This window comes from Arthrobacter sp. Y3225209 (genome assembly GCF_059090685.1).
The window spans coordinates 1-17152 of record NZ_JBNHFW010000017.1; the positions used below are offsets into that span (position 1 = coordinate 1).

Below are 17152 nucleotides of genomic sequence, written 5' to 3' on the forward strand. Positions count from 1 at the left end.
TCGGCGGCGGCGGCGGGAGGAGCGGCAGCCGGGCAGGCACGGGGCGAAACGGGCGTGGTCACACGGGTCAGCGGACCGCTGGTTGAAATCCGCGGCCTGCCCGGCCTGACCATGCTTGAAGTGGTCAATGTGGGTCCCGAAGGTATTGCCGCCCAGGCGGTATCCATCAACGGGGATACCGCCACTGTCCAGGCGTATGAGTACACCGGCGGGCTGAAAAACGGTGACCCGGTGGAACGGACCGGCCACCAGCTTGCGGGCCTGCTGGGGCCCGGACTGCTCGGCACCGTTTTTGACGGGCTGCTCCGCCCGCTCTCGTCCGCCCCGCTCTGGCTCACCCAGCAGCGGCAGAGTTCCACTGAAGATCCGACGGTGCTGGAAACCGAATGGGACTTCACCCCCTCCGTAGCGGTCGGGGACACGGTCCGGGCAGGGCAGGTCCTGGGTATTGTCCCCACGGCAGGCACAGTTGAATTCCGGGTGATGTCGCCGCCGTCGGTCTCCGGGGAAATCGCTTGGCTGGCGCAGGGAAAAGTCCGACCGTTGGACCCGGTGGCCCGGGTGGGCGGAGTGGAGGTTACCCTGGCCCAGCGCTGGCCGGTGCACCGGCCCCGCCCCTTCGGCGAGCGCATTACCGATCTCGTCCCCCTGCAGACCGGACAGCGTGTGCTGGATCTGCTCTTCCCGGTTCCGCGCGGTGCGGCGGCAGCCGTCCCCGGCGGATTCGGCACCGGCAAAACGCTGACGCTGCAGCAGATTGCCAAATGGTCGGACGCGGACGTGATTGTCTACGTGGGCTGCGGCGAGCGCGGCAATGAGATGGCGGACGTGCTGGACGGGCTCTCGGGTCTGGATGATCCGCGTACCGGCGGCAAGCTCATTGACCGTACGGTCATCATTGCCAATACCTCCAACATGCCGATGATGGCCCGGGAGGCGTCCATTGCCTCCGGGGTTACCGTTGCCGAGTTCTTCCGTGACATGGGCTATGACGCCGTGGTGATTGCCGATTCCACCTCCCGCTGGGCTGAAGCCCTGCGTGAATTCGCCAACCGCAACGGGGACCTGCCCGCCGAGGAGGGCTATCCCGCCTCCCTGGCCAGCGAGCTGGCGGCGTTCTACGAGCGGGCGGCCCGGGTTCGGACCCTGGGCGGGGCGACGGCGTCGGTTACCGTCATCGGCGCCGTCTCCCCTCCCGGCGGGGACATGAGCGAACCGGTGACCACCGGTACCCAGCGCTTTGTCCGTACCCTCTGGCTGCTGGACCGGGATCTGGCTTACTCACGGCACTACCCCGCCGTCTCCTGGCGCGGTTCCTTCTCCCGGGACGCCGAGTCACTGGGCCGCTGGTACTCCGCCCACGGAGACCCGCAGTGGACCGCGCGGCGGGCCCGGGCCTCGCTGCTGCTGGCCGAGGCGGACCGGCTGACCGCGCTCGCGGAAATCATCGGCGCCTCCTCGCTGCCCGGCCATGAGCAGATGGTCCTGCTGGGCGGGCGCCTGCTGCGCGACGGGGTGCTGCTGCAGAATGCGCTCAGTCCCAATGACGGGTACAGCTCCGCGGACAAGGGTGCCGCCCTGCTGCAGACGGTGCTGGATGTGGTGGATACCTGCCAGGCGATGGTGGGACGCGGCGTGCCGCCGGCCGACGTCGAGCGCTACGACTTCTCCCCCGTCCTCCGGCTGCGCGAGGACACGGGCCCCACCGACGCCGAGGGAGTCCGGCAGCGCGCCCGGGACTTCCTGCGCCGGCTGACAGCGGATCTTGACCAGCCATCCACAGTGCAACCAGCGGCGGGAGCAGCCCATGGCTAACAACACCGGCCCCACGGCCCGGGTGGGACACAGCGACGTACGCGAGCTCCGGGGCCCGCTGCTGGTCCTGGGCGACACCGACGGCGTGGGCTGGGACGAGTTTGCCACCGTCTCGGTGGACGGCGGGGCGCAGCGGCACGGCCTGGTGCTGGAGATCGACGGGGACGAAACCACCCTGCAGGTCTTCGAAGGCACCGAGGGCATGGCGCTGGGCGGGGTGGAAGTGCGCTTCCAGGGCCGCCCGCTCTCCGTGCCCGTGGGAGACGGGTGGCTCGGCAGGGTTTGCAACGGCCGGGGGGAACCGCTCGACGGCGGCCCTCCCGTTACTGCCGAGGAAACCGCTCCGGTGGGCGGCTGGCCGCTGAACCCCGTGTTCCGGGAACCGCCGCAGGATCCGGTCATCACCGGCATTTCCGTGGTGGATGCCCTGACCACCCTGGTCCGCGGACAGAAACTGCCGATCTTCTCCATCCCGGGCCTGCCGCACCTGACCCTGGCTACGCAGATCGCCGCCCAGGCCGCCACCTCCTCGGGGCGGGCCTTCCGGGTGGTGTTCGCGGCCATGGGCATGACCCATGCGGACATTGCCTACATCCGCGACCGGCTGGAGGAACGCTCCGCCGCAGGAGAGCTGGTGCTGCTGCTCAACGCCGCTGATGATCCGGTGATTGAACGCATTCTCACCCCGCGGATCGCGCTGACGGTCGCGGAGTCCCTGGCCTATGACCACGGCTCGGATGTGCTGGTGGTGATGTCGGACATGACCAGCTACGCGGAGGCAGTCCGCGAGGTCTCCGCCGCGCGGCGGGAAATACCGGCCCGCCGCGGCTACCCCGGCTACCTCTACAGTGACCTGGCCACCCTGTACGAACGCTGCGGGCGGGTTAAGGGCCGCGAAGGCTCGGTCACCATTGTGCCGGTGCTGACCATGCCCGCCGGGGACATCACCCATCCGGTGCCGGACCTCACCGGTTACATCACCGAGGGGCAGGTAGTGCTCGACGGCGACATTGACGCCCGCGGTATTTACCCGCCCGTGGATGTCCTGTCCTCCCTGTCCCGGCTGATGCGCAGCGGTGCCGGGAAGGGGCGTACCCGTGAGGACCACCTCGACGTCGCCGCCCAGATCCTCTCCGCCATGTCCCGCGCGCGCTCCGCCTCCGAACTGGCCGAACTGGTGGGAGCTGCGGCGCTCAGCGAAACCGACAAGGCCTACATCGAGTTCCGGACCGTGGTGGAACGGGAGCTGCTCAACCAGGGCCGGGACGAGCTGCGCACCCTGCAGCAGACCCTGGACCTGGCGTGGCAGGCACTGTCGCTGCTGCCACGCCGGGAGCTGACCATGCTTTCGGCGGACTTCCTTGACCGGTACCTGCCCGGGCCCGAGGGCGGGGCGCGGCTGTGACGGGACCGGCGCGGTGAGCGGGTTCCGCTCCGGAGGCAGCCGGGCCGAACGGTCCGAGGTGCAGCGACGGCTCGCGACCGCCCGGCGCGGGGCCGAATTGCTGGACCGCAAGCAGCGGATCCTGCAGCGCTCCATCGAGGGGATGGCTGAGCGGGCCGACGCCGCACGGCTGGGCTGGGAAGCAGCGGCCCGTGAAGCATCTGTGTGGCTGCGGCGGACCACGGCACTGGACGGCGCGGACCGCCTGCTGGCTGCGGCCCCGCTGCAGGACGCCCGGGTCCGCGTGCGGTGGGGCGGGGCCATGGGCATCTCCTATCCCGAGGAAGCCACGTGTACCGTCCCGTCTGCGCCGCCGGCCGGGGGCAGTTCGGCCCTGGCATATGCAGCCGCAGCCCACCGGGAAGCGCTGGAGGCGGCAGTCTCCGCTGCGGCCGTCCAGCGGGCACTGCTGCTGGTCTCGGAGGAACTGGCAGCTACCCGGACCCGGCAGCGGGCCGTGGAGAACCGGTGGATTCCGCTGCTCGAGGACCAGCTGAAGGCGATCGAGCAGCGCATAGCGGAGCAGGAGCTGGAGGAAAGCCTGCGGTTGCGCTGGGCTGCCGGGCTGATGTGACGGAGCGGAGATGTGGGGCAGGGAGGCATCGAGTCCGCAGTTCTTACCGTTCGCGGCCGAAAACCCGTAACTACTGCAGAGTCGACACCGGCCCGGCCGTCGGGGTACCGCTGCCCGGTCCGAGGTGAGGTGCAACTGCCTGGCCCGGATCGAGAAGGCACAACTTACCGTTGGCGGGATCGAAAAGGCACAAATTACCGTTATCCGCCGAAAAATCGGTAATTTGTGCCTTCTCGATTGGAGCCTGTGCTTCTGCGCGGACTTCCTGGACGCTCCCAGCCGGGCTCCCGCCTGCTTCCCATCCCGACTGCCCGGAGACGCCCCGCCGGGATCCTGCCTGGTTCCCGGCGGGCTACAGTGACCGCATCGATACTTCACAGCCCCGCTCGGAGAACAACCGGATTCCCGCCGTCCCGCGCAGCACCAGGTCAGGCCCTGGCGTGCCATCCCGCCGGACGGCCCGCCGCCGCGCCGCGCTGGCCGGCGCCGCCGTCGTTGTCCTGATGCTGGGCCTGTTCGTCCGGACAGGGCTGCCGGGAGTCCCGGGCGACGCCGCCGGGGGCTTCCTGTACGCCGCCCTGATCTACCTGCTGCTGGCCTTTGCCCTGCCCGGGGCGAAGCGATTGAGGATGGCGGCTGCCGCCGTCGCACTGTGTACGCTGATCGAATTGTTCCAGCTCACCCCGTACCCGGCGCAATGGGGCACGGCGTGGCCGCCGTTGCGGCTGGTGCTGGGCACCACCTTCAATGCCTGGGACCTGCTCGCATATCTGGCCGGCGCGACGGCTGCAGGCCTGGCCGACGGGCTGATTGGGCGGACGGCCGGGCACGGGCTGTCCCGCCGGACGCAATCCGGCGGGAAGCAACATCCGCAAAGTAACGAGGACAGGACACCCTGACTCCCGGTACGCTGCTTAGGCCCTTGGAGGAGATCCGGGCGGATCTGGAGACCCACCTGTTCGGGACGCTGCGGGTAATCCGCGCCTTCCTTCCCGTGCTCGGGGCCCGGAACGAGGCCGCGATGGTCAACATGCTGTCGGTGCTGTCCTGGGTGGCCACACCGGCCGGATCCGGTTCCTACTCGGTGGCAAAGGCCGCCGAGTAGGAACCTGACCAACGGTGTGCGGGTCGAGCTGGCGGGCCGAAACGTCCCGGCTCTACAGCTGAAACCCGGTTAGAGCCGGAAGCCCTCGTCCAGACGTTCAATGATGGTGACATTGGCCTGGCCGCCGCCCTCGCACATGGTCTGCAGCCCGAAGCGTCCGCCGGTCCGCTCGAGTTCGTGCAGCAGCGTGGTCATGATCCTCGCACCGGTGGCCCCGATGGGGTGGCCCAGGGAAATGCCGCCGCCGTTGACGTTGACCTTGGCCATATCCACGCCAATCTCCCGCTGCCAGGCCAGGACCACGGAAGCGAAGGCCTCGTTGATCTCGAACAGATCGATGTCCTCCACGCTCATGCCGGTGCGCTTCAGGGCATGGCGGGTGGCCTCGATGGGCGCACTCAGCATCATGATCGGATCATCGCCGCGGGCGGAGATTGAGTGGATCCGGGCTCGGGGCTTCAGCCCGTACCGCCGCACCGCGTCTTCCGAGGCGACCAGCAGGACCGCTGCGGCGTCGGAAATCTGCGACGACGTGGCGGCAGTCAGGGAGCCGCCCTCGGCCAGCGGGGCAAGGGTGGCGATCTTGGCCCGGTCCGGATCCCGCGGCCCTTCATCGGCGCTCACGCCGTTCATCGGGAGGATTTCCCGGTCAAAGCGTCCCGCTGTCTGGGCGGCGATGGCCCGGACATGGGACTCGACGGCGAAGTCCTCCATCTCTTCACGGCTGAGCCCCCACTGCTTCACCATCATCTCCGCACCGATGAACTGTGAAACCTGCTGACCGCCGTAGCGCTTTTCCCACCCAACCGAGCCCGCAAACGGATCCGGGAAACCCAGCTCCCTGGCAGCGGTATTCGCGTAACCGATGGGCACGGAGGACATGCTCTGCACACCGCCGGCAATCACCAGGTCGCTGGTGCCGCTCATCACGGCCTGCGCGGCATAGGAAACCGCCTGCTGGCCGGAGCCGCACTGCCGCTCCACGGTGGTCCCGGGAACACGCTCCGACAGGCCGGCAGCCAGCCAGGAGGTGCGGGCAATATCCATGGCCTGAGGACCGACCTGGTCAATGGCGCCGAGGATCACCTCGTCATATTCCTCGGAATCGACGCCGCTGCGGCGGACCGTCTCGGCGATGACATGGGCGGCAAGATCAGCGGGGTGGATGCTGCTCAGTCCCCCCTTGCGCTTGCCAACGGGTGTGCGGACGGCGTCGATAATGAACGCTTCAGCCATGATGGGAGGGCCTTTCGTCGTTGTAAGGCAGATGGTTGCCAGGTGTGTGCTGAGCACCACAGTAGGCGATACCGCGGGTTCGGGCACCCGACCACCGGTATGCCTCCGCGGCCCAGCGCACCGGTGTCCGTGTGGGACAGCCGCCGGGCAGGATCCCTGCCCTGTCCGGGCGGCAGGAAGCCAGCAGGTAGAATGAGAAAGCTGTGTTCTGAGCAGCCGGCTGCCGGGCGCGGACAACATGCAGTCCCCCAGCAGTTCCAACCCACAGAGTCTGAAAGCAGCGGAGTGTCACAACAGGTTTCCACCACCGTCAGCGCCACCGCCACCAAAGAGATCGTTCGGGAGTCCGCCCGGCGGCGCACCTTTGCCGTCATCTCGCACCCCGACGCCGGTAAGTCCACGCTCACCGAGGCGCTGGCCCTGCACGCCCGGGTGATCGGCACCGCCGGCGCCACCAACGGCAAGGAAAACCGCCGCGAGACGGTCTCCGACTGGATGCAGATGGAAAAGGACCGCGGCATCTCCATCAGCTCCACGGCCCTGCAGTTCGCCTACCGCGACACCGTGATCAACCTGCTGGACACCCCCGGCCACGCCGACTTCTCCGAGGACACCTACCGCGTCCTCGCCGCCGTGGACTGCGCCGTAATGCTCGTGGACGCCGCCAAGGGCCTGGAAACCCAGACCATGAAGCTGTTCGAAGTCTGCCGCGCCCGGAACCTGCCCATCATCACCGTGATCAACAAGTGGGACCGCCCCGGACTGGATCCGCTGGCCCTGATGGATGAAATCACCGAACGCACCGGCCTGGCCCCCATGCCCCTGACCTGGGCCGTGGGCATCGCCGGCGATTTCCGCGGTGTCTGGGACCTGCAGAAGGACGAATACGTCCACTTTGAACGGCAGAACTCCGGTGCCTCCCTGGCCAAGGAAGAACACTTCACCCCGGAACAGGCGCTCGAGCGTGAAGGCGATGTGTGGACCGATTCGCTGGACGAGGCCGAACTGGTCATCGACGGCCGCGACTTCGACCGTGACGCTTTCCTGAACGCCAAGGCCACCCCCATCCTCTTCTCCTCGGCTGCCCTGAACTTCGGCGTCAAGCAGATCCTGGACACCCTGGTGGACCTGGCCCCCTCGGCCTCCGCCCGCGAGGACAAGGACGGCGGACTTCGCCCCGTGGACGCACCCTTCTCCGGGTTCGTCTTCAAGGTCCAGGCCGGCATGAACCGCGCGCACCGTGACCACGTGGCTTTCATCCGGGTCTGCTCCGGCATCTTCGAGCGCGGCATGGTGGTCACGCATTCCAACACCGGCAAGACCTTCGCCACCAAGTACGCCCAGCACCTCTTTGGCCGCGAACGCGAAGTGATCGACCAGGCCTACCCGGGCGACGTCGTCGGGCTGGTCAACGCCTCCGCACTGCGGGTGGGCGACAGCCTGTACGTGGAGGAACCGGTGGAATACCCGCCCATCCCGTTCTTCTCCCCCGAGCACTTCCGCGTGGCCCGTTCCCAGGATCCCAGCCGTTACAAGCAGTTCCGCCGGGGCATCGACCAGCTCGAGCACGAGGGCATCATCCAGGTGCTGCGCTCGGACCGCCGCGGCGACCAGGCGCCGGTGCTTGCCGCCGTCGGCCCCATGCAGTTCGAGGTGGTGGAGGACCGCATGACGCAGGACTTCAACGCCCCCATGCGCTACGAGCAGCTTTCCTACTCACTGGCCCGGCTCACCACGCCCGATGCTGCGGAGATTCTCTCCAACGTGCACGGCGCCGAGGTGCTGGAGCGGACCGACGGCGCGTACGTGGCCGTTTTCAATGACGTATGGGCGCTGCGCCGGGTGGAGAAGAACCACCCCGAGGTTTCGCTGACCGTCATCGGCACCGAATCCCCGAACAGCCGCGGCTACTAGCCGTCTGCAGGCGAAGAGGTACTAAAGCTTTGGCGTGACGGGCACCACACGAGCATAAGAGGTACTTACGTGTGGGCTGTTCTTCGGTAAGCGTTAGGAATACGTGAGTATGCTGGCGGCTAATCAGTCCAGCTGCCACCCCACCCCCACGGGACGGCCCCTCCCCCGGAAGGTCACAGCCATGTCCTCCCCAGCATTTTCCGCGCTCAACCGCCCCGACATCGACGCAGTTCCGGCGGGCACCGCCCCCGCCGGAACCGACGCCTGGCTGACCCTGAAACAGGCTGCCACCGATCTGCAGCCGCTGCAGAACAAAAACGGTTCCGTGGACGCCCCGCACCATGACCGGGCCGTGGAGCTGATCGGCACCATCTGCGCAGCCATCACCGCCCTGGCCCCCGCCTTCCCGCATGATGAGGAGTACCTCCGCCTCGTTGTCGCCGACTTCGAACGCTGGGTTGCTGCCGGCCTGGAGACCGAGCCGGATTTCCTGGACTCGCTGATGGCCTTCCAGCCGCAGCGCGAGCGTGTTGACGGCCTGGCGCACCTGGTGGTCTTTCCCATGTACACGCAGAACGGCAGCTCCAACCGCCTCGTGGAGGCTGTGCTGATCGAGGTCATCTGGCCGGAGTTCGTGGCCGAACTCGAGGCCGGTGAGTACTCCAACGGACTCTTCGTCCCGATTCGGTTCCTGGACTTCACCCCGGGCTATGACACCAATTCCGCTGTCCTGTTCCCGGAAACCGTAGCAGTGCGGGAAACCCCGTCCTTCACCTGGGGCGCCATCTTCGCGGACCGGGAAGCCGCCCGTTTCCGCCGCGTCCTTGCCGCGGCAGCGGACATCACCTCCCTGCAGCTGCCGGCCGAAGCCGCGGAACTTCTGGAGGACCAGAAGCTGACCGAGGAAACCTTCATCATGTGGGACCTCATCCACGACCGCACCCACATGCGCGGCGACCTTCCCTTTGACCCGTTCATGATCAAGCAGCGCATGCCCTACTTCCTGTACTCGCTGGAGGAACTGCGCTGCGACCTGACCGCGTTCCGTGAAGCGGTAAAAATCCAGCGCGACGAGGAGGCACCCGCGGAGACCCGCCGGCACGCCCGCCTGGTCCAGTACGCAGTGATCTTCGACCGCATCTTCCGCTTCGCCATCACCGGCAGCCGGGTGCGCAACTATGACGGCCTCGGCGGCCAGCTGCTCTTCGCCTGGATGCACCAGAACCATGTACTGCACTGGACCGACGGCAAACTGAGCATCGACTGGGAAGATGCCGCCGACGTCGTTGTCCGGCTTGGCGCCCGGATCGAGGAACTCTACTGGCGTTCCATCGACCGCCCCAAGACCGCGCACTGGCTCGCGGCCTACGACCTGGTGTCGGCAACCCTGACGCCGCACCCGGCGTCCGTCTGGGCACAGGGTCCGCAGGCGCTGCCGCTGGACGGACCGCCGCGCGGCCTCACCGACCAGGTGCTCGATGACGAGTTCCCGCTGTCCATGTTCTATGAGGCCCTGTCCAAGAAAATGGCTCCGGTTATCGAGTCCACCTCCGGGATCACCGGAGCCACGGCCACCCCGTCCGGCGCACCCGCAGGAGAGCACACCGCATGAGCTCCGAACGGGGCACCGCGCCAGGCCGGGACACCGCGTCCGCGAAGGGCCTGACCGTCCTCGTGGCCGGTGCCGGGAGTGCCTCCGGCACCGCGGTGTGCCAGGCGCTCGACGCCGCCGGTGCCAAGGTGGTGGCCGTTGGCCGCGACGCGGCCCGGCTGGAAAACACGCTGTTCGGGCTCAACAACGCCGATCTGCGCACCTGCGACCTCGCCGACGCCGGGGAGGTCGCGGCCCTGGCCTCGGACATGCAGGAGAGCTACGGCGGGATCGACGGCCTGATCCACCTGGTGGGCGGCTGGCGTGCCGGCGCGGGGATCACCACGCAGTCCGAGGAGGACTGGGATTTCCTGGAAACGAACATCCTGGGCACCCTGCGCAACGTCAGCCGCAGCTTTTATGACCAGCTGGCCGCTTCCCCGAACGGCCGGCTGGCCATCGTGTCAGCCACCGCGGTGGACACCCCCACCGCCGGCGGTGCCGGCTATGCCGCGGCCAAGGCAGCAGCGGATGCCTGGGTGCGGGCCATTGCCGCCGGGTTCCGGCGGGCCCAGTCGGGGCGCAGGGAAAACCCCGAACCCCAGCGTTCCGCCGCCGTGGTGTTTGTGGTGAAATCGCTGGTGGATGACGGGCAGCGGCGGTCCTCCCCGGAACGGACCTTCAAAGGCGCCACCGACGTCGCAGACCTGGCCGGCGCCGTCGTCCGGCTCTTTGGTCAGGAAGCCGGCGACATCAACGGACAGCGGATCTACCTCACCGGCTAGGAAAAAGTAACCTGCGCAACACCAACGTAAGAGATACTAGGAACCGTGACTGACATTCTCCCCCTGCACGACACCACCATCCGGGCCTTCGCCTCCGACAACTACTCCGGTGTCCATCCGGAAATCCTGGCAGCACTGACTGCCGCCAACCAGGGCCACCAGGTGGCCTACGGCGAAGACGTCTACACGGCCAAACTCCGCGAGGTCATGACGGACCAGTTCGGCAGCCGCATCCGTGCCTTCCCCGTCTTCAACGGCACCGGCGCCAACGTGACCGCGCTGCAGTCCCTGCTGCCCCGCTGGGGCGCGGTGATCTGCCCGACGACGGCGCACATCAACGTGGATGAAAACGGCGCCCCCGAACGCATCGGCGGGATGAAGCTGCTGGGCATCCCCACCGATGACGGCAAGCTCACCCCCGAACTGATCGACCGCGAGGCCTGGGGCTGGGGCGATGAGCACCGCGCCCAGCCGCTGGCCGTGTCCATCACCCAGTCCACCGAGCTTGGCACCCTCTACACCGTGGAGGAAATCACCGCCATTGCCGAGCACATCCACGCCCGCGGCATGAAGCTGCACATGGACGGCGCCCGCCTGGGCAACGCCGCAGCCAGCCTTGGGGTCTCCTTCAAGGAAATGACGGCCGACGCCGGTGTGGACATCCTGTCCCTGGGCGGCACCAAGAACGGCATGATGTACGGCGAATGCATCATCACCTTCGACCCGGAGGCCTCCCCGGGCCTGGACTACCTGCGCAAGATGAACATGCAGCTGGCCTCTAAGATGCGCTTCATCTCCGCCCAGTTCGTCACCCTGTACGGCACGAATCTGTGGCACCGCTCGGCGTCGCACGCCAACGCCATGGCGCAGCGCCTGCGTGCCGCGGTGGAGAAGATCGACGGCGTGGAGATCACCCAGGCCACGCAGTCCAATGCCGTGTTCGCCAAGCTGCCCGCCGGCGTCGCCGACCGGCTGCGCAGCGACTTCCGGTTCTATGACTGGGACCAGTCCACCGGCGAGGTGCGCTGGATGTGCACCTTCGATACTTCCGAGGACGATATCGATGCCTTTGCCGAAGCCATCGCCCGTGAAGTTGCCGCCGATCCGGCACCGCTGGGCACGCACTAAATCCGCTTCAGCCTGCCGTCCGTCCGCATTTGCGCCGCGGACGGCAGGTAACGAAACGGCCACACCGGCGAGCCTGCGTCGGCGGCAATGTTCCGCAGGCCATAGTCTGCGGAGGTGAGTGCAATAGGTGACCTTTCCCAGGTGCCCCCGGATTTCCTGACGGCCCTCGGCGCGCTGCGCCGGGCCACCTGCCGGGCGGAACTGAAACTCGAGGAAATCCCCGCCCCCACGCGCCTGGCCCCGTACGCTGTTTCGCTGGGCGCAGAGGTGCTGGCGCCGGGTCCCGCCGGGCCCACCAGCCTGCATGGCCCGGCCGCCCTGCAGATCCCCGAACAGCTGGAGCTGGCCACGGGGCGGTTCATCCTGCTCCATGATCCGGCCGGCTCACCCGTCTGGAACGGAACCTTCCGGATTGTGACCTACATCCGCGCCGAACTGGAGCCGGACATGGGCAATGACCAGCTGCTGGGCTCGGTGGCCTGGACCTGGCTGGTGGAAGCGCTGGAGGAACACGGAGCGCCCTATTCACTGGCCGGCGGCACAGCCACCCGGGTGCTTTCGGAAAGCTACGGCACCCTCGAGGGCAGGGACGACTCGATCGATATTGAGCTGCGGGCGTCCTGGACGCCGGCTGGTGCCGATGTGCAGTCCCATCTGGAAGCGTGGTCGGACATGGTTTGCACCTTCGCCGGGCTGCCCCCGCTGCCCGACGGCGTCACTCCCCTTCCGGGCCGCCGGCGCAGCTAGGGCCGCCGTCCTGTCCGCTGCCCCCGGCTTCGTCGGTAGAATGGAATCCTTATGACCGCGCATATATCCGGCAAGGCCGCAGACCCGTCCAGCTCCGCACCAGCCGAGGCCGGGGAACCGCCGGAGCCGCTTCCGGTACTTGAAACCCCCCGGGACGGTGTGCCGCTGGTCATCGACTCTCCCCGCGGATTGGAACGGGCTGCGGCAGCCCTGGCCGCCGGCACCGGCCCCGCCGGTGTGGATGCCGAACGGGCTTCCGGGTTCCGCTACGGACAGCGCGCCTTTCTCGTCCAGATCCGCCGTGAAGGCGCCGGAACCTGGCTGATCGACCCCGAAGCCTTCGGGGACCTGCGGATTATCAACGAGGCCCTGAGCGGGGTGGAGTGGATACTGCACGCCGCCACCCAGGACCTGCCCTGCCTGTCTGCGCTGGGCATGTGGCCGGACAAGCTCTTCGACACCGAACTTGCCGCCCGGCTGGCCGGACTGCCCCGTGTGGGCCTGGCTGCAGTGATCGAAACCCTGCTGGGTTTCTCCCTGGCCAAGGAGCACTCCGCTGCTGACTGGTCCACCCGGCCCCTGCCCGAGCCGTGGCTGCGTTACGCGGCGCTCGACGTCGAAGTCCTCGCAGAGCTGCGGGTGGAACTGATCCGTGTGCTGGACGAGGCAGGCAAGCTCGAACTGGCCGAGGAAGAGTTTGAAGCCATCCGCACCGCTCCGCCGGCCCCGCCCCGGGTCGATCCCTGGCGCCGCACCTCCGGCATGCACCAGCTCCGGGACCGCCGCCAGCTCGCCGCCGTCCGTGAGCTGTGGACCGAGCGCGAACACCTGGCCGAACTGCGCGACACCGCGCCGGGCCGGCTGATACCGGACTCGGCTATTGTGGCCGCCGCCCGCGCCATGCCCGCCACGGTCCCCCAGCTGCTGAAGACCCCGGGATTCCACGGCCGTGCAGCGCAGAAGGAAGCCCCGCGCTGGCTGCGCTGCATTTCCGCTGCCCGCTCCACCACCGACCTTCCCCCGCTGCACATCCCTACCCACGCCCCGCCACCCCCGCGCGTCTGGGCGAAAAACGACCCGGCGGCCGCTGCCCGGCTGCAGACCGCCAAGCCGCGGCTGACCGCACTGGCGGAAAAACTGAATCTGCCGCTGGAAAACCTGCTTACCCCGGATCACCTGCGCCGGCTGGCCTGGCGTCCGCCGGCGGAGATCAACCTGGACACCATCAGCGCCGCGCTGCGCGGGCTGGGTGCCAGGGAGTGGCAGATCCGGGAGACCGCTGCGGTACTGACCGTCGCCTTCCTGGACCCTGATCCCCTGGTGGAGAAGCCGTCCGAGGAGAAATCCGCGGCCGGAGCCCGTACTTCCGCACGGCAGCGGTAAGCCGGCAGCCTATCCGTTGACTAGGCGGGCAGCGCTTGCCGGGATCGGCGTCGCGGTCATCTAATTGGTTGCGCCGGTGCGGTACTTGGACGCCGTCCGTACCGAACTGCATCCGGTGGATCCGCCCAGCAGAGGGAACTGAGTGCTATCCACAGGCAGCACCTCGGGATAGCGGTCCGGGTGCTGCCTGGTTTATCGTCGCCGCAGACATGCTGCAGACGCGCGGCACCGGCACAGGAGGCAGGCCATGGGCAACATATCGGAGACTCTTTACCGGACCCGCATTGCCTGTCCATCCGAGCGGGTGTGGGCAGAGCTCACTGCAACCGGGGTTCCCCGCCCCTGGATGTGGGACTCAACGCTCTCCGGACCCTTGTCGGAGGGCAGCACGTACACCATGGCCTACGACGGTGAGGACCTGATCATCGGCACCGTCCTGGCGGTGGAGGAACCGGTCCGGCTGGCCCTGACCTTCAATCCGCAGTGGAACGGTACAGTGTCCGCCGAGTCTCCGGGCGTCCTGGAATACACCTTGGAACATGCCGGAGAAGGCTGTGAACTCACCGTCCGAATCACCGGGCTCTACGGGGCGTCGGCCATCTCGGTTGACCACGACACCCCGGGCATTTATGCCGGGTTGAAGGCCATGCTGGAATCATTTCCGGTGGCGTGACACCGCTGAACCGGTGAGGGGTTGGGGAGCCGCTGAGGACGGCGCAATAATGGCGGATGCCCCTAATTACGGCGACGCCGGACTCACTCCAACTGGGGCGATTCACGCTTCGGATCCTCACGGCATCAGACTGGCACCTGGAGCAGGAGCTGTCCCGGGACGAGGACGTCATCCGCTGGACTTTGTTTCCCGCATACCTCAGCGCAGATAACGCCCGACGGCGGGTGGAGCGGGCAGCGGCAGCCCGCCGGGAGAACCTGCTGGCACGCTACGCCCTCTGCGACGGCGACCAGGTGCTCGGTACTGCAGGCATTTCCAGCACTGTGCACGATACCCCCGAAATCATGTATGCGCTGTTGCCGGCCGGGCGGGGGCGGGGAGCCGCCACGGCAGCGGCCCGGGGACTTAGTGACTGGGCGCTGGCGGGAGGCTTCCCGACCGTTGTCCTGCGGACCATCGTGGGCAACGTCCAAAGTGAAGCCGTGGCCCGCCGGGCGGGATTCCGCCCCATCCGTACCGAACGCCAGTCCCAGCGCAGGCACCCGGTCGAGATGCTCTTCTGGACGCGGTCCCGCGGAGGCGGTCCGCGGAGCGGGATCACCGCCGGCTAGTCTCCGGTGGAGCCGTCCAGCAACTCGCGCAGGATGTCCAGATGGCCGCAGTGCCGGCCGGTTTCCTCGATCATGTGGACCAGTACCCAGCGGACTGTCTGCCGGCCTTCGCCGCCGCGGCAGCGGTCCTCCAGGGCATAGTTCAACAGCACGGCTCGTGACCCGGCACAGGCCGATTCGTAGTCGGCGATAATGCCGGCCAGGCTGTCCTCGTCGCTGACCCGGAATTCGCCGTCCGGATCTTCATCGGACCATCTGGTGCGTACGTCCGGCTGTCCGTCGATTCGCCCCTGAAACCAAAAACGTTCCACGTCGGCAAGATGGCGGACCAGCCCGGAGACGGTGGTGATGGAGGGCAGCAGCTGCTTTGCGCCCTGCGCGTCGGTCAGCCCGGAGGCCTTCATCACCACGGTGTCCCGAAAGTAGTCCAGGAATCCGGTCAGGGTCTCGAGTTCCCCGGCTGTCTCGGGCGGGTCGACCCGGTTATCGGTTTGCATGCCCTCAATCTAGCGCCGAATGCCGGCCGGAGCCGGATACGCGCCGTGCCCTTTGACCGGCATTTACAGGAACCGGGGAACCCGATACGGTGGAAACCTCTGTGGTTTAAGACGTGGACCATTGGTTCTTTTGTGAGGACACTTTATGACCCATGCCCCGATCACCCACGTCGACCTGTTTCCCGATTTCGCCGCCATGAACACCAGCAGCCTCGAAGCACTGTGTGACCAGGCGTTCAACCAGTTGGAAGAAGGGCCGCTCATCGAGGGCCTCTTCGGCTTCTATCTCTCCCTCTCCGCTGAGCTTGAGGAGCGCAGCATGCGCCCCGCAGACATCACTCCCGGCACTGCCCCGGCCGAAGCCGCTGGCGGTTACCCGGCTCCGGAATCGCTGCCTGCCTGATCCGGCCGCCGGCGCACACACTTGGAAAGAAACGTCAGATAAAAAACCGTCCCGGCCCCACAGCATGATGCGGTGGAGCCGGGACGGCTTGTTTTTGGGGCTGAGGTCTCCGGGGTTTGTCCCCCGGGGTGCGGCCGGGTTTACCGGCGGATCTGGGAGTTGCCCTTGTTCCGGCCGGCAATAGCTTCAGCGGTCCCCACGAGCAGTACAGCTGCAACAACTGCGATGATGAAGCCGAAGACATTGAGTTCAAAAATGTCACCCGTACCCAGCAGATTGGCGATCACGCCACCGATGACGGAACCTGCCAGGCCGAGCAGCAGGGTTGCCAGGATACCCAGGTTCTGCTTGCCGGGCTTGATCAGCCGCGCCAGCGCTCCGATGATTAGCCCTGCGATGATGAATCCGATCATGATCCTGATCCCTTCGTAACGGTGTACACAACGGAAGTCCAAGCGGTTGTCCAGGCTTCCGGAGAGCTATTCTGCCTTCAATCCTAGACTGGAAGCCGCCAGTCTCCTAAGCCTGCTGTCTATTTCAGGCGTCTCAGGGCCTCACTGACAGCCATCTCGGCCGATTGCAGTTGGTCCCCGGGCGCTCCCGCAGCAATGCGAAGATGCAGCGCCCGCCGGAACTCAGTTAGTGCCCAGACGGGATGTCCAGCGTCCAGGAGTACCTTGCCGCGATGCTGGTGCAGGAACGCCCGGCTGACCAGCGCGTCACCGGGCTTCCCGTGGCCGGGCGCGGCCAGGAACCGGTCCACGGCCGCCAGCAGGCGCAGGGCGTCGCTGAGCTGCCCTTTCCACTGCAGCACTTGGGCCAGGCGGATGGCCGGGCGGACTCCTGCGGACAGCATGCCGGCACCGATACGGGCGCCGGAATGCAGGGCGCCGGCATGCAGGAACGCAGGGGTTACGGCATTGAGTGCTTCCCGGGCGGCCGCTTCGGCTTCGGGAAGCCGTCCCAGGATCCGCAGCCAGGCGATCCGGGCGGACGCGGGGCGTCCATCACCCGCCGTCGTTGCCAGCCACGCCTCGGCGCTGCCGGGATCCAGTGGTATTTCCCGCAGGGTTCGCGGATCAATCCGGTATTCGGGTTCAGGCAGTGCAGTTCCTTTGCCCGTGCCGTCCGCGGTGTTCTCCCCCATGCGTTCCCCAGCGTGTGTCATCAACCGCAGTGTAGCCGCACGTTAGGAAGACCTTTTACTGCTTAGGAAGCGTTTTTGGAAGAGGCTGCGTATAAACCC

18 protein-coding genes are annotated in these 17152 nt (G+C 67.3%); 14 read left to right on the forward strand and 4 right to left on the reverse strand.

Annotated elements, in window-relative coordinates; all coding sequences use genetic code 11:
- From AC5RVB_RS10595 to AC5RVB_RS10615, 5 genes are all read left to right on the forward strand, one after another.
- On the forward strand, positions 1-1815 hold a 1815-nt coding region (locus AC5RVB_RS10595), incomplete at its 5' end, for a V-type ATP synthase subunit A (RefSeq protein WP_494142664.1).
- A complete protein-coding gene (locus tag AC5RVB_RS10600; protein WP_227902156.1) occupies positions 1808-3220 on the forward strand; it encodes a V-type ATP synthase subunit B in 1413 nt (470 codons plus the stop codon). The genes AC5RVB_RS10595 and AC5RVB_RS10600, both read left to right, overlap by 8 nt.
- 13 nt (positions 3221-3233) lie before the next feature.
- Positions 3234-3833, forward strand: coding sequence for a V-type ATP synthase subunit D (locus tag AC5RVB_RS10605; protein ID WP_227902157.1), 600 nt, complete (start codon positions 3234-3236; stop codon positions 3831-3833).
- Positions 3834-4273: 440 nt separating this feature from the next.
- A complete protein-coding gene (locus tag AC5RVB_RS10610; RefSeq protein ID WP_494142665.1) occupies positions 4274-4732 on the forward strand; it encodes a ribosomal maturation YjgA family protein in 459 nt (152 codons plus the stop codon).
- 23 nt (positions 4733-4755) lie between these two features.
- Complete coding sequence (locus AC5RVB_RS10615) at positions 4756-4938, forward strand: hypothetical protein (RefSeq protein ID WP_494142666.1); 183 nt, start codon at positions 4756-4758, stop codon at positions 4936-4938.
- A 69-nt stretch (positions 4939-5007) separates the two neighbouring features.
- On the opposite strand, the gene AC5RVB_RS10620 is transcribed toward AC5RVB_RS10615, so the two are convergent.
- The gene (locus tag AC5RVB_RS10620; protein WP_227927978.1) at positions 5008-6174 is read right to left on the reverse strand and encodes an acetyl-CoA C-acetyltransferase; all 1167 of its coding nucleotides are present in this window, start codon (positions 6172-6174) and stop codon (positions 5008-5010) included.
- 285 nt (positions 6175-6459) lie between these two features.
- On the opposite strand from AC5RVB_RS10620, the gene AC5RVB_RS10625 reads away from it, so the two are divergent.
- The 8 genes from AC5RVB_RS10625 (at position 6460) to AC5RVB_RS10660 (ending at position 15006) form a co-directional block, all read left to right on the forward strand.
- Positions 6460-8088 carry a peptide chain release factor 3 gene (locus tag AC5RVB_RS10625; protein WP_227927979.1) on the forward strand — a complete coding sequence of 543 codons (1629 nt, stop codon included), beginning with the start codon at positions 6460-6462 and terminating at the stop codon, positions 8086-8088.
- A 181-nt stretch (positions 8089-8269) separates the two neighbouring features.
- On the forward strand, positions 8270-9700 hold the full coding sequence (locus AC5RVB_RS10630; RefSeq protein WP_227927980.1) for a DUF6421 family protein: 1431 nt from the start codon (positions 8270-8272) through the stop codon (positions 9698-9700).
- Positions 9697-10464, forward strand: a complete 768-nt coding sequence (locus AC5RVB_RS10635) for an SDR family oxidoreductase (RefSeq protein ID WP_227927981.1) — start codon at positions 9697-9699, stop codon at positions 10462-10464. Before AC5RVB_RS10630 ends, AC5RVB_RS10635 begins: the two co-directional genes overlap by 4 nt.
- A 45-nt stretch (positions 10465-10509) precedes the next feature.
- Positions 10510-11592, forward strand: a complete 1083-nt coding sequence (locus AC5RVB_RS10640; protein WP_494142667.1) for a threonine aldolase family protein — start codon at positions 10510-10512, stop codon at positions 11590-11592.
- A 123-nt stretch (positions 11593-11715) separates the two neighbouring features.
- Positions 11716-12339 (forward strand): DUF3000 domain-containing protein, encoded by a 624-nt coding sequence (locus AC5RVB_RS10645; RefSeq protein ID WP_227928084.1) that lies wholly within the window; start codon positions 11716-11718, stop codon positions 12337-12339.
- Between the two features lie 51 nt (positions 12340-12390).
- Entirely contained in the window at positions 12391-13722 is a 1332-nt protein-coding gene (locus AC5RVB_RS10650; RefSeq protein WP_227927983.1) for an HRDC domain-containing protein, read from the forward strand.
- Positions 13723-13969: 247 nt separating this feature from the next.
- On the forward strand, positions 13970-14395 hold the full coding sequence (locus tag AC5RVB_RS10655; RefSeq protein WP_494142668.1) for an SRPBCC domain-containing protein: 426 nt from the start codon (positions 13970-13972) through the stop codon (positions 14393-14395).
- A gap of 56 nt (positions 14396-14451) precedes the next feature.
- On the forward strand, positions 14452-15006 hold the full coding sequence (locus AC5RVB_RS10660; protein WP_227927985.1) for a GNAT family N-acetyltransferase: 555 nt from the start codon (positions 14452-14454) through the stop codon (positions 15004-15006).
- Here AC5RVB_RS10660 and AC5RVB_RS10665 read toward each other — a convergent pair.
- Positions 15003-15503 carry a DinB family protein gene (locus AC5RVB_RS10665; protein WP_227927986.1) on the reverse strand — a complete coding sequence of 167 codons (501 nt, stop codon included), beginning with the start codon at positions 15501-15503 and terminating at the stop codon, positions 15003-15005. The two genes, AC5RVB_RS10660 and AC5RVB_RS10665, sit on opposite strands and share 4 nt — an antisense overlap.
- 145 nt (positions 15504-15648) lie before the next feature.
- Here AC5RVB_RS10665 and AC5RVB_RS10670 point away from each other — a divergent pair, with 145 nt between their 5' ends.
- The gene (locus tag AC5RVB_RS10670; RefSeq protein WP_227927987.1) at positions 15649-15906 is read left to right on the forward strand and encodes a hypothetical protein; all 258 of its coding nucleotides are present in this window, start codon (positions 15649-15651) and stop codon (positions 15904-15906) included.
- A 140-nt stretch (positions 15907-16046) separates the two neighbouring features.
- Here AC5RVB_RS10670 and AC5RVB_RS10675 read toward each other — a convergent pair whose 3' ends face one another.
- Positions 16047-16319, reverse strand: a complete 273-nt coding sequence (locus tag AC5RVB_RS10675; protein ID WP_227902169.1) for a GlsB/YeaQ/YmgE family stress response membrane protein — start codon at positions 16317-16319, stop codon at positions 16047-16049.
- A gap of 119 nt (positions 16320-16438) precedes the next feature.
- Positions 16439-17074, reverse strand: coding sequence for a hypothetical protein (locus AC5RVB_RS10680; protein ID WP_227902170.1), 636 nt, complete (start codon positions 17072-17074; stop codon positions 16439-16441).
- Between the last annotated feature and the right edge of the window lie 78 nt (positions 17075-17152).